Origin of the sequence: Paenibacillus alba (assembly GCF_013204855.1) — a bacterium.
GTDB classification, from domain to species: Bacteria; Bacillota; Bacilli; order Paenibacillales; family NBRC-103111; genus Paenibacillus_E; species Paenibacillus_E alba.
Window position 1 is genome coordinate 127,848 of record NZ_JABMKZ010000010.1, and the last position, 13,141, is coordinate 140,988.

Sequence of the window (13,141 nt, forward strand, 5' to 3'; positions counted from 1 at the left end):
TCTTAAAACTTACTTTTTATTTGCTACTTTCCACGCATCAATTTGCGTTTGCATTTCAGCCAACAGCTTATCCATGCCTGCTTTTTTCAGCTTTTCATTTAATTTCGGCAACGTAGTATCAGGATCAAGCGCTCCGGTAATCAGCCCCGCTTTAAATTCGCTAATAGCGGAGGCGCATTGCGCCAGCTCGCTTTTCACCTTGGAAGGGTCAAAGCTGAAGCCCAGCACTTTGGACAAGACTGCAGAATTGTTCATATCCGGACCTACCGGGAACCATTTGGGTTGTAATGGGCTCGTACGATAAGAGTTAAACATATTGCCGTATTCCCAACCCGAAGCGACATTGTAACCACTGTTCGGGATAATTTCAATCAAATCTTCACCTGTTTTTTTGTAGTGCTTATCTTCAATGCCATAGTTCATAAGATTAAATAGCTTAGCATCGGAATACATCAAATCATAAAACATCATAGCCCGTTCCGGATTTTTTGACGTTCGCGGAATAGCTGTCAAAGTGCCAATAATGGAACCAGTACTCATATAAGGGGCAGAAAATTGTGTGGTTAGGACGTTTTCCGGCTTCCCATTGCCGTAACGATCAGCTTGGTTAGCTGGTACATCAGGGTTCAAAACGGCTGTTCTTGTTATATACTTTCCTGCCTTCTCATCCGCGTCAAGATCCGTAATTGTCGGCGCATCTTTGCGGATAATGCCTTTTTGATACCACTCATGCATTAGCTTCAGGAAGTTCACATACTCCTTTGTCTCAAAGAGATTGACGATCTTCGTATCGTTGTCATTGATCAGAAACACGCCTGGATTCGTGTCAGCGAAGTACTCAATGCCAAGCGCAGTCCCAATATAACTAAGTTGATCGTCGTTGCCTTTCACGCGAAATGCATATTTGTCTTTCTCGCCAGCGGCTACTTTTTCCAAGAATGGCGTCAAATCTTCAATCTTTTTGGCTTTCGACGGATCAAAGCCGTATTTATCCGCGTACGTTTTATTGATAAGCATGCCTGGTGTTCTCGCCAGAACCTGCGTATTAATAATGCCATACAATTTGCCGTTAATTTTAGGGGCTTCCCATGCTTTTTCAGGTACCTGTTTCAAAATGTTCGTACCATACTTCTTGAGCAGATCCGTGACATCTAGATAAGCGCCTTTGTTCACTGCAGACACATAATCATTCGTCCAATTCGATGTGTACATCAGATCTACATTTTCGCCTGATGCAAGCACCGCTTGCATTTTTTGATCATAATTCCCCCAATCTACGAATTGAATATCAAGATCTGCATTAATCTTTTCTTTTGTAATTTTACTCATCTCTGCGAATACTGCCTTAGAATCCGGGAAAGCTCCCTGAGGCAGATACCATTTGAGCGTCACCGCGTCAAGTTTCTTAGTCTCTGTTCCTGTAGCCATTGTTTCTTTGGCAGCTGGTGAAGGAGATGAAGGGGTGTCCACCGCTTTACCGCAACCTGCGACCATGACCGAACCTAACAGAAGTGTAGCTAATACAAGCGGGGTCGATTTCAACTTTCTTGTTTTCATTTCTTTGCCTCCCTAATTTTTTCTATATTATTGAACACCCAAATGAGTGTAACAACCTAACCTTTGACTGCACCTAGTGTCAGACCTCTAACAATGTATTTCTGAAAGAAAGGAAACACGAACATCATCGGTCCTATTGCCAGGACAGCAATAGCCATGCGTGCAGATTCGCCTGGAATTTGATCCAAATTAATATTTAGTCCCGCCTGCATATGACTGGTCAAATGTTCCAGATTGGACATGATACTTTGCAATAGATACTGCAGGGGAATGAGATTGGCATCCGAAATATAAAGCATCGCCAACCACCAATCATTCCAATAGCCCAGTGCGTAAAATAACCCAACCGTAGCCAATGCTGGTTTGGACAACGGCACTATGATGCCAGCGAATATTCGCAACTCGCTTGCCCCATCTATTTTTGCCGATTCAACGACCTCGAACGGCATACCCATCAGGAACCCACGCATGAGCATGGCAAACCATGCGCTTACACCATAGGGCAGGAATAACGCAAATATCGTATCCTGTAAATGCAGAATCTTGGTCATAACCATGTAGGTAGGCACAAGACCGCCATTAAAAAGCATTGTAAAGAAAACATAAAACGTCGTAATGCGGTGGTATCGGTAATCTCTGCGTGTCATGACGTAAGCAACAGTGGTTGTTAGAACGAGGCTCAAAATGGTACCCACAACCGTAACAATAATCGTAATGACATAAGCATTGATTAACTGTTTTGGAGTTTGCAGCAGGTAAGTATATGCCTTGCCTGTGATATGCTCAGGAATGAGGCTGTAACCATAATGAGCGATATCTGAATCGGAGGTTAAGGACACGGACAGCACATAGATAAGCGGAATTACAGTCACAATTGAAGTTAATATGAAAAACAAATGATTTAAACCTTGAAACCATTGCTGCGCTCGACTTCGAATCGGCATAGCTATCTCCCCCTTCAGGCTAAAACAACGCGCTCTCGCTGTCGATTTTTTTGACGATTCGATTCGTTATAAGGACAAGCACAAGCCCGACAAACGATTGATATAGTCCCGCAGCCGATGCCATGCCAATATCTCCTACGACTCTCAGAGAACGATATACGTAGGTATCGATAACATCAGTAGTGGCATATAAGGCTCCTGCGTTGCGGGGAACAAAATAAAACAAGCCAAAATCGGAAAAGAAGATCTTGCCCACATTCAGCATGAAAAGCAGCAGTACCAGGGGCACAATTAGCGGATACGAAACACGCAAGATCTGTTGAAACCTGGATGCACCATCGATGGCAGCTGCCTCATAATAACTTGGATCAATTGACATCAAGCCGGTATAGAAAATAATTGCCGTATAGCCAACATTTTTCCATAGATACGTGAGCACCAGGATAACTGGCCAGTACTTAGGATCAGAGTACCAATCAACCGGCGATATATTCAGCCATTCCAGCAGTTTATTGACGGCACCGTAAGTAGGATTGAGAAGGATGTACGTGAGATAACCCACGACTACCCAGGATAAAAAATAAGGGAAAAAGAGTACGGTTTGAAAAACTCTCACTGCTTTTCTTCCAAGCTCAGCTAACAAAATTCCGAATAAGACCGAGGCCGCCAGTCCGATAATAATGAATAAAGCGTTCAGCACCAGCGTATTGCGCGTTACTCTGAGTGCATCCTGGGATGTGAAGAAAAATCTAAAGTTGTCCAGACCCGCCCAATCACTTCCCCAAATCCCCTTAGCATAGTTAAAATCCTTGAACGCCAGCACAGCCCCAAACATCGGCAAGTATGAGAAAACAAAAACAAACAACAGTGCCGGAAGTGAGATGAGAAACAAGCTTTTGTTTTTTCTCAAATAGGTTAGCTCTTTCTTTAGTGCAATCACAGTTCCACTCCTTCGGTAAATTAATCTCTCGGCTTGATTGACACCCCAAACGTAAAGCATAGGTTAAGGAACCGTATACTGCTCATTTTATTTCCAACTGTTTCGGCGACCGTACTTTTTCGATTTCCCCCTTACCATGACTGCATTTTTTTATCGATATACAAAAAAACCGCTACGCAGCAAGGTCTGGGTGGCCTACACTTACGTAAACGGTCTTGCTCCTCACATTCGTTCCTTAGCTCGTTTAGCAATAAACTCACGGGGAGTTGTGCCAAATTTGGCTTTAAACACTTTATAAAAATAGCTTTCATTTTCAAAACCGACTTTATGAATAATATCTTGTATCGTCAATTGCGAATTTTCCATCCATTCAACAGCCTTCTCCAAGCGAACACGGTTGATATAATCAGGAATAGACATTTGTTTATATGACTTGAAAAGCTTACCGATCTTGGAGGCGGATACTCCTACGATCAGAGCGATCTCTGCAGCCCCCAGATTCATGTCTGCATATCGTTCGCTGATCAATTGCTCGATACGGATCGCTTTGGTCGTTTCATCAGAGACTTGTTGACTTTGTGCCTCATTATTACTCGTAACTTCATAAATCACTTCCATTAATTTAATCTGAAATTCGGTAATCGTTTCTATTTCCAGCAGTTCTTTGCTCATCAAAATAGCATTTACTTTGACAGGTGTTTGACGGGTCTTATTCAATTCATAAACGAGATACTTAAATTGGTTCACAGTATGCAGCAAGGACAACATCATGTCACTGTATTCCAACTTTTTCACTTCGTCCAACAGAACAGCCAGTTTATCGGTTGCCCCTCGATAGTTAGCATTGCGCACTTGTTCGAGCAGTTGATTTTCAAGCTCCAAGACCCGGTCCATCGAGGGAATCTGGCCCAATTGTGTGATGTAATCTTGTGTCAACAACGACATTTTACCGGAGAAGAACCGATACATGGATACATAGAGCGCCTGTTGATATGCCGTTGTTAAGTAGGTATGGTCTATGACACTGACACTTAGCGATGCTGTAATCGACAGATTATAGCGCTGCCGCAAATAGATCTGGCACTCCTGAATTTGCAGTAAAATGGACTCCTTCAACATATCTACCGGCATATCCGCCTGTAGAATCAATGCAACATGATCGTCGCGCAAGTCAACTGCTTCTGCCAGACATACCTTGCTTACAGATTCCAAAGCGATGTTCATTATCGCGAAAACCAAGATCTCTTTCTCTTCCAGCTTTTTTTCAGTCAGGCTCTTATAATCATCAAATTTAAGTACACAGATCATAAAGTTTTGCTCCTGCCGGAAAGGAAGCTTGTACTCTTTGCTGAATAATTCAAATTCGTCTTGGGAAACCGATAGGCTGTTTAATACCCACTTGCTTAAAAAGCGGTTTTTTCTATGTTGTTGATTGGAGACTCTCTCTAGTTGGAACTGTCCCAGTTGATTTGCGGAATTCCTGTAAACGTCCTGTAAGAAAATAAACTCATCCTTCGAAGCTCCAATTTGCTCGCCGAATAAATGGTTCGAACGAAGCTGGGAAACCAATTGTTCGACAGGCTTGTAGATCCCTCTCGATACTTGCAAAAGAACTAATAGCGACACAAGCAGAACAATGACGGTTATGATAATAATGCTGGTTCTTAGTTTATTTAAATAAACGTACGCTTCATCGTAAGGAACCGTTTTAAACAAAACCCACCCGGTATGATCAACCGCGATATACGCAGCCAAATACTTAGTACCGTCCAATTTTACCGTGAAGTAGTTTCCTGTTTCCCCCAAAGATTCATATTTTTCTTTTAATAAAGCTTCCAGCTTAGTTCCTTCCTCAGACGATTCCTGACTCACTTCAATGAAATCGCGCTTGTCACTGAGAATGAACATTTTACTAAGCTGCTCCGCTTCAACATTGTTTATCGTTTGGATATTATCGAACAACCACTCTAATTTGATATTAATAATGACGGCTCCATCCATACGGCCCATCTCGTCGGTCAGTTCATACATTACATATGTAAGTACATTTTCTTTTTGAACATGCTGTGAGTCGAGACTCACATTCATTTCCCGGAAAATCGGCTTGAGCGGTGGTAAAGCCCCCCCATGCAATTGCAAAAGTTTCTCCCACTCTGTGTCATGATGAACAAATTCGCCGAATGTGGAGTAATTTATCTGCTTGTTATTGTTATAAATGTATACCGAGTGGACGAACGAATTGCTCCAAACAACGGAGCTTTTCAGCTTGTTTATAATATTCATATAATCGAAAGTCTCGTTATCATTCAAATACATTAATGACCTAACATCGTTATTGTTGTAAGTCGACAAAATTAGATTACGAGCCATATTATTTAAATTTTCCATATTGTATTTGGTCTGAGCAAGAAGCTTTTGGCTATTCTTGTATTCGCTCTCAAGAACCTTTTCCTGGACGTTATAGTAAACGACACTCGATAAAATAGCAGTCACTAGTAAAATTAACGAAGCGAACCATAAGTAGATGCGGGCTAAATATTTTTTTGAACCCAACTTTTTCGCTATTTTCAATCTTCATCCCCCCTACATTCAATCCCCAATATGAAATCAGTTAAATTTTAGCATTCATAGATTTATAAACCAACACTATTTTAATATTCCGATAATTCTCATCAAAATAAAAAAAAATATCAAGTTATATCTCCAATGTCACTAAATTTCATAGGAAAACAGGATACCTTTCCTCAACATAGAGGTCAGATATCCTGCTAATAAGATTTGGACTTATGGGAAGGCCTTCTTGGTATGTACTAAGACAATTGTTCTACGATTGGATCGATGAGCGGGTAGACCAGCTCTTCCTCCAACGTGAAATGTTTAAGCAAGATGAGACAGGCTGTCATTAGTTCAGATGCCATCAGATGCAGAAACTCCATATCTATCGGTACTTTCATCGCATTCACACCATCAACGAATGCCTGCACGACTCTTTTGGCCAAGTCATGATCCTGCTCTAAAACCGTGATGGAACGAGAGAAGGAGAGAGCCATCGCTCCATTCAAGTACGCTTGCAGTTGAGGAAATAAATCCTGCTCCTCCCATTCCGAATGCTGCTCCAGCTCCTCCACAAGGTAGAGAATCCGATCCTGGAGTTCAATCAGCTTACACATTCCTATGGAGCAATCCACTAGGGAGTATAAGGAAGCTGCCATTGTACGGATTTCGGTGAGCTGCTCGCGCATCTGCAAATGCTCTTCTTTAAGGCGCTCCACGAGCATTGGAAAGTAGCTGGGATCCAAAGTCGTCTCCCTATTCGTTCGAATGCTCAAACGGTCGATCATTAGACATCCTCCTTCAATTAAACTACCCCACTTCCGCATTATCATTGTATGCAGGAGGGGGCCGTTAACATGCGAAGGATTTACACAGGATAAGCCTTTAACGTACTCGACTTTCTGTCAAATGGAACTGATTGACAAGCTGCAGCAGCGATTCGGTAATCGCCCCAACATCCCCCGTCGTTTGACGCACGTGAAGCATATCCTGCAGAAGCTCCTGAACCGTGCGCTCCACCTCAGCAGAGATTTGGCGGTTTTCCTTGCTCACGCCTGCGACCTTCTCCATCAGCGCCACTACTTCCTCCACTACTTGCGTCTTCATCGTATCGTGGGCGTTGGCGCTGCTAAGAATTTCTGAAGCCGCCGCAACGATTTGCGTCCCTTCCAGCACAACCTGCGTGCCTTCTTCCATCGAAATGAAAGCTTCATTGGCGTGGCGTTCAATTTGTTCAATCGTCTCATTGATCTCTGTCGTCGACTTTTTCGTAAGATCAGCCAACTTGCGAATCTCCCCAGCCACGACGGCAAAACCTTTGCCGTGTTCTCCCACTCTGGCTGCTTCGATCGAAGCATTCAGCGAAAGCAGATTCGTCTGCGCGGAGATTTCCTCAATCACCTGAAGCAGCTTCGGAATTTCCTGCGTCGTTTGCAAAAATGTTTGAATCGCCCGATTCGTTTCTGCCACCTTGGCCGAAATATGATTCATTTTATCCCCGATACGACCCACTTCGTCTTGCGCCACAGCAATTTGCCCTGAAGCCTTTTCTTCTAGTTCACGCAGGGTGCCGCTCATATTTTGAGTGACATCCTTGGCGATATCAATATCCTTCAGCTGACCGCGCAGGGAGCGGATCATATTATGAATCTGAGTGCTCATACGTCCTGTCGATTGTTCCGTCGAACCTGTCGATTCATTCATTCGTTCTTGGCTTACCTGAACTTCGGCTGCCGCTTGTTTGACTTGCAGCATAATGCCTTCGAGCGAATCAATCATATTATTGATCCATTTGGCTAATTCCTGCGTTTCATCGCCGGCGAACTCCTGCACCTTGAGACGCTGCGTCAGGTCGCCGCTGCCTTCAGCATTTAGTCGAATGAATTTATTAATCTGCGAGAGCTGCTTAACAATCGGATTGCTCCCTATGTGTCTGAACAGATTTGCCCCGATAAGGCCATACAATAAACTGCCCCCAGCCAGACATGCTGCCCCGATCACATTGGAAACATGACCATTCAACAGCCAGAAGCCTGCGGCCGAAAGGAGGATAAAACCGATCATATAGCGAAGCTGCAAGCTGAACAATTTCCAATCGATACTGCGAATCCGGTACACTTCCTCCAGATCTCCTTCGCACATCATCCCCCATACATCCGGGCAATGCGGCAGCTGGAAGGTGACTCCCTTGCCAATGACAGAAATATGTCGATAATCGGAATAACCAGGGAACTCCACGAATAGATTATTTCCCTTAGCAATCGTTCCTGCAACCCCCGGATGAAGTTGTCCAGTAGCCGGATCCGTAAAGATAAGCTCAAGCTCCGTATGCTGTTTCACACCAACTATGCCATAATCCGTGCGTACGCCATCCTTGAGATTGTCACCATGTGTAAATGTAAGATCTTCAAACCGGCTTCGGGACAATGCAGTGCCAGGGGCAATATGCGTATTCAAAACAGGTTTAGCCATGAACAAATAATTATCGCCAGAATCCGGATACACATGTCCCGACTCTCGCTGGATCAAGTCCCCAAGCACGTCATTAGGTACACGCCCGCAAAGAGCTCCCTTCCAAATCCCGTTCTCCATCATGGGAACGATAAAAGTCAGCGTCATTTCATCATGAAATGGGGAGGTGCTGGGACCAATTTGCAAGGTCAACGGGTCCGAGTACGGTCCGAATAAGCATTTATTACCTTTACGCGCTTCCTCTAATCCTTTGTGAAGTACACTTCCTGCGTCATATTTCTTCCCTTTATGTGTAGGGTAAGTCGAATGGATTACCGTCGCTGTTTCATTTAAAATAAAAATTTCTGATAAATCTGCACCACTCTTTTGAGCCGCGAATAGCAATCGTTCAATATGCGTCTCATCCTGTGACAGATTCTCTGACGAAGTTGCCAGCAATTCCGTTAATTGTTCCAACAAACGATCCAAATTAGCCCAATAGGACGTTACCCAGCTTCTTAAAATGTCCGTTCTCGTGTGAGCAATGCCCTCAAATATATGGGCTACATCCTCCTTGATACCGCGATTCAGACGATATGACCACCACAATGGCAGTCCTTTGCGAATTCCAAGCCATTCAAACATCCCAAATCCCCTCCGATAGTCACATTTCAAGTGACTTTATTTAACATTTCTTAATCGACATTCTATAGCTGATTTCGACGTAAAGCAAGACAAAAAGTGATGTTTCGCAAAATAATTATCCAATCCGAAAATCACGGCATTTCTTGTCGTTTTATTTATGTGTCAGGTATATTGACATAATTTTCTGAAAAATCTACAATGAAAGAAATAACCGTTTCTTTTCAATCTTTAGCGTTATATTTTCTCACATCAAAATGAATTCAGATCAGAAAGGAGGCCTGGTTTCTGCTTCGGGCCCGCGTCAATAGATAGCTTCCGATGCATCGTTCAAGAAACCAGGAAGCTGCGATGTCTAAACCTGAGAATCTGGTCACCACCCCTTATGATCCGCGCCCGTTTTTTGATGAAATGTTTATGAATGCTTATTCGGTAAGATCACATTATCAAACGGTTTTCCGGCAATTCATGTCCATGAAGGCGGGGAGTTTAAACAAGCGCCAATCGGCCACCATGAAGCGCATGATGGAAGAAGGTATTACGTTCACCCTGTATAGCCCCGACCAAGCAGAACCTCTGGAACGCACGATTCCTTTCGATCCTATCCCACGCATTATTCCTCGAGACGAATGGCTGAAGTTGGAAAAAGGGCTGCAACAACGCGTTAAGGCGCTGAATCTATTTCTCAAAGATATTTATCATGATCAGAACATCCTGAAAGAAGGCATTATTCCAAGAAAAATGGTCATGTCCAATTGCTATTTCCGCCCCGAGATGATGCGGCTGTCTATACCGAACGATGTGTACGTCACTGTCTCAGGCATCGATTTAATCCGTGATGAGCATGGTGAATATTTTGTACTGGAAGATAACCTGCGCTCGCCATCTGGCTTCTCCTATTTGTATAAAAGCCGTTCAATCATGACTCACTTGTTCCCGGAGCTTGTTTTCAGTCATTCGATTCAAGATATTGAACATAGCTTAAATGTCTTTCTATCCGCCCTGCGCAGACTGAGCCCTTCCGGCAAATCCGATCCAGTTATTGGTTTGCTTACACCTGGCTGTTACAATTCTGCTTACTTCGAACATACGTTCTTGGCGCAGCAAATGGGCATTCAGCTTGTAGAAGGACACGATCTCGTTGTCATTGACCATAAGGTCTATATTCGCGGCATCAAAGGACTTCGCCAAATTGATGTTTTGTATCGCAGAATTGATGATGATTTCCTGGATCCTCTTGCTTTCGACCCCAGTTCCATGCTGGGTGTCGCCGGTATTATGAACGCTTATCGCGCTGGCAACATCAACATTGTCAATGCCCCGGGAACTGGCGTGGCTGACGATAAAGCCATTTATGCCTACGTGCCGGATATGGTTCGTTACTATTTAAATGAAGAACCTATTCTGAAGAACGTACCTACTTACATTTTATCCAGACCGGAGGAACGGGAGCATGTGCTGCAGCACCTGGACGAAATGGTCGTCAAAGAGACCTCGCTCTCTGGCGGGTATGGGATGCTTATCGGGCCGTCGGCCACTGAACATGAAATTGCTGATTTTAGACTTAAAATCCTCGCAGATCCTGACCGGTATATCGCTCAGCCCACCATCCAATTATCTCGAGCCCCGGTAATGATGGACGGTCAAATGGCAGCTAGACATATTGATCTTCGAGCCTTCGTCATTGCCGGAGACAACATTCAAGTCATACCCGGCGGGCTCACGCGTGTCGCTCTGAAAGAAGGTTCACTCGTCGTCAACTCCTCGCAAGGCGGAGGCTGCAAGGATACTTGGGTCACTCATTCCTAAAGAAAGATTGGAGGCCAGAGGAATATGGTCATGATGGGACGAACAGCGGAAGCTTTATTCTGGATTGGCAGGTATGCAGAACGAACAGAGAATCATGCGAGGTTAATCGATGTCTATTATCATATCCGCGAGGAGCGGGAGAGCACGAACGGCCAATCCTGGAGCCGACTTATTGATACGATCGGTGATCGCGCAGCGTTCATAGAACAGTACGGCAGCTTCACCGAGCAGCATGTCCTGCAATATATAACTTTAGATAAAATCAATGCCAATTCTTTGCTCGCTTGTACGAATCATGCCCGCGCTAATCTCCGGAATATTCGCGAGAAAATGCCTGCAGAGCTATGGGACATTATGAACGGCTTGTATTTGTGGCTCAAAGAAAAAGAAGTGCGTGACATCACGGCCGACTCTCCACATCTTTTCTATCGTTTTATTCGTGATACACTGTCGATGTTTCAAGGGGCTGCTACCTCGGTCATGCCTCGCCAAAATGAATGGTATTTCGTAGAAGCCGGCCGCTATCTGGAAAGAGCCGAGAATCTGCTGCGCTTGCTTCAATCCTTATGCCAGGATTATGCGAGAGAAGAGCTTTCGTCCTATCCGCTTATGCTTTCCGTTTTGAAATCAGTCAGCGGGTATGAATCCTATCGCAGAGAGTATGCCGATACCGTTACCCTCAGCAGCATCATTAAGTTTCTTATGCTTAACGATACCTTCCCACGTTCCATCAGCTTCTCCTTTCAAGCGTTAGAACGCTCCTTAAAAGGGATTCAATTAGATGACCCGGATCTCGGCAATACCGTTCACAAGCTAGCTAAGCTGGCAGGGAAAGTCCAAGCAAACCTCGCTTGCATGGATGAGGACGATATTTTATCCGGTAAATTGGAAATGACGCTGCAAGCACTCCGTGAATCCTGCAACCTCATGGGCATTCGGATGTCGAAAGTCTTTTTTCCCTCCCGGGAGGAGGTTATCGCATGATGAAGCTGGAGATTACGCATATCACACGCTATTCTTACACCGAAACGGCGCAGGACAGTGTCAATGAAGTACGGTTAACCCCGCTGACTGACAATCGGCAAGCCTGCTATCACCACAGCATTACCACCGAACCAGTTTCTGCTTTCTTCACCTACTCGGATTTCTTCCATAATCGCGTGCATGCTTTTACGGTCAATCCTATTCATCGTGAGCTGACGATCAAAATGATGTCTACGGTTGTCACGCACGACAACGACAATATCCCTTCGGACATCGCTTCTCCTTATGAGGAGAAGGCGATGCGGTTTAGCGATACTTTCCAAAATGAATACGCCGAATACCTGCTGCCTACAAGCTATACAGGACTGACGCCTGAGATCAAATCCTATTCAGACGCCATTCCCGATCAAGGCGTCAGCCTCTATGAGCTGATGCGTAATATTTACACAACGATCAATCGGGATTTCACGTATGATATTTCGGCAACATCCGTTCAGACCACTGTAAGTGAAATGCTGCAATTCAAACGTGGCGTTTGCCAAGACTACTCTCATTTCATGATTGCGATTTGCCGTGACAAAGGTATTCCCACCCGGTATGTGAGCGGCTATCACTTCGTAGGAGACCTGCAGGGTGGCAGCGCGGATTTCACGCAAGCCTCCCACGCTTGGGTGGAGTGCTTGATACCAGGCTCCGGTTGGTTTGGCTTTGATCCTACCAATAACTGCGAAGTCAACTGGCGTTACATTAAATTGGGACATGGCCGCGACTACAATGATATCGTTCCTGTCAAAGGTGTTTATCGCGGAGCTGGTCAACAGGATTTGGAAGTTATTGTGGATGTTAAACTGATCGGATAATTCCTCGCTTAGCCCCCATATTTAGTGTAGAATGATTCCGAAGACAGTTTACAACTAAGAGGTGTTCCAATGTCCATAAGCTTCACTTCATCCATCATAAATCGATTAAAAAAAGAGATTGCAGAGGATCAACAGAAAAGCATCGACGAACAGAAGAAGAAAGAAAAAGTAATCTCCAAAATGAATCAACTGCAAAGAGATATCAAACTAAGCAATTCGGCTAGCGATTTAAACAGCAAAATGTCCAGAATGAACAAAATGAAAGAAGAAATCAAACGCATTGACCTTTCTCAAGCTGCTTTAGTTAAACAATTGACAGCTAAGCGTGCTGCGCTGCAAGAGCAAATCGCCAAAGATCAACAACTAGAGAAATAAAAACAACCTCGCGGGACAGACTTTTC

At 44.2% G+C, this 13,141-nt stretch carries 10 protein-coding genes; 4 read left to right on the forward strand and 6 right to left on the reverse strand.

Annotated elements, in window-relative coordinates; all coding sequences use genetic code 11:
* Window positions 1-9: 9 nt before the first annotated feature.
* The 6 genes from HQN90_RS15305 to HQN90_RS15330 form a co-directional block, all read right to left on the reverse strand.
* Window positions 10-1,557 (reverse strand): ABC transporter substrate-binding protein, encoded by a 1,548-nt coding sequence (locus tag HQN90_RS15305; protein ID WP_173220114.1) that lies wholly within the window; start codon window positions 1,555-1,557, stop codon window positions 10-12.
* Window positions 1,558-1,613: 56 nt separating this feature from the next.
* The gene (locus tag HQN90_RS15310; protein WP_173220117.1) at window positions 1,614-2,501 is read right to left on the reverse strand and encodes a carbohydrate ABC transporter permease; all 888 of its coding nucleotides are present in this window, start codon (window positions 2,499-2,501) and stop codon (window positions 1,614-1,616) included.
* Window positions 2,502-2,520: 19 nt separating this feature from the next.
* Window positions 2,521-3,441, reverse strand: coding sequence for an ABC transporter permease (locus HQN90_RS15315; protein ID WP_338042327.1), 921 nt, complete (start codon window positions 3,439-3,441; stop codon window positions 2,521-2,523).
* A gap of 222 nt (window positions 3,442-3,663) precedes the next feature.
* Window positions 3,664-6,012 carry an AraC family transcriptional regulator gene (locus tag HQN90_RS15320; protein WP_173220123.1) on the reverse strand — a complete coding sequence of 783 codons (2,349 nt, stop codon included), beginning with the start codon at window positions 6,010-6,012 and terminating at the stop codon, window positions 3,664-3,666.
* A gap of 239 nt (window positions 6,013-6,251) precedes the next feature.
* Window positions 6,252-6,782 carry a hemerythrin domain-containing protein gene (locus HQN90_RS15325; protein WP_173220126.1) on the reverse strand — a complete coding sequence of 177 codons (531 nt, stop codon included), beginning with the start codon at window positions 6,780-6,782 and terminating at the stop codon, window positions 6,252-6,254.
* Between the two features lie 97 nt (window positions 6,783-6,879).
* Complete coding sequence (locus HQN90_RS15330; protein ID WP_173220128.1) at window positions 6,880-9,090, reverse strand: methyl-accepting chemotaxis protein; 2,211 nt, start codon at window positions 9,088-9,090, stop codon at window positions 6,880-6,882.
* 348 nt (window positions 9,091-9,438) lie between these two features.
* Between HQN90_RS15330 and HQN90_RS15335 the strand changes: the two genes are divergently transcribed.
* From HQN90_RS15335 to HQN90_RS15350, 4 genes are all read left to right on the forward strand, one after another.
* Entirely contained in the window at window positions 9,439-10,896 is a 1,458-nt protein-coding gene (locus tag HQN90_RS15335; protein WP_173220131.1) for a circularly permuted type 2 ATP-grasp protein, read from the forward strand.
* A 24-nt stretch (window positions 10,897-10,920) separates the two neighbouring features.
* A complete protein-coding gene (locus tag HQN90_RS15340) occupies window positions 10,921-11,880 on the forward strand; it encodes an alpha-E domain-containing protein (protein ID WP_246362438.1) in 960 nt (319 codons plus the stop codon).
* Window positions 11,877-12,740 carry a transglutaminase family protein gene (locus tag HQN90_RS15345; protein WP_338042328.1) on the forward strand — a complete coding sequence of 288 codons (864 nt, stop codon included), beginning with the start codon at window positions 11,877-11,879 and terminating at the stop codon, window positions 12,738-12,740. Before HQN90_RS15340 ends, HQN90_RS15345 begins: the two co-directional genes overlap by 4 nt.
* Before the next feature lie 69 nt (window positions 12,741-12,809).
* Window positions 12,810-13,115, forward strand: coding sequence for a hypothetical protein (locus HQN90_RS15350; protein WP_173220134.1), 306 nt, complete (start codon window positions 12,810-12,812; stop codon window positions 13,113-13,115).
* Window positions 13,116-13,141 lie beyond the last annotated feature (26 nt).

Coding starts and splice junctions, on each gene's coding strand:
- HQN90_RS15305 (WP_173220114.1), bottom strand. CDS start 1,557: ATGAAAACAAGAAAGTTGAAATCGACCCCGCTTGTATTAGCTACACTT.
- HQN90_RS15350 (WP_173220134.1), top strand. CDS start 12,810: ATGTCCATAAGCTTCACTTCATCCATCATAAATCGATTAAAAAAAGAG.
- HQN90_RS15335 (WP_173220131.1), top strand. CDS start 9,439: ATGTCTAAACCTGAGAATCTGGTCACCACCCCTTATGATCCGCGCCCG.
- HQN90_RS15310 (WP_173220117.1), bottom strand. CDS start 2,501: ATGCCGATTCGAAGTCGAGCGCAGCAATGGTTTCAAGGTTTAAATCAT.
- HQN90_RS15340 (WP_246362438.1), top strand. CDS start 10,921: ATGGTCATGATGGGACGAACAGCGGAAGCTTTATTCTGGATTGGCAGG.
- HQN90_RS15325 (WP_173220126.1), bottom strand. CDS start 6,782: ATGATCGACCGTTTGAGCATTCGAACGAATAGGGAGACGACTTTGGAT.
- HQN90_RS15345 (WP_338042328.1), top strand. CDS start 11,877: ATGATGAAGCTGGAGATTACGCATATCACACGCTATTCTTACACCGAA.
- HQN90_RS15330 (WP_173220128.1), bottom strand. CDS start 9,090: ATGTTTGAATGGCTTGGAATTCGCAAAGGACTGCCATTGTGGTGGTCA.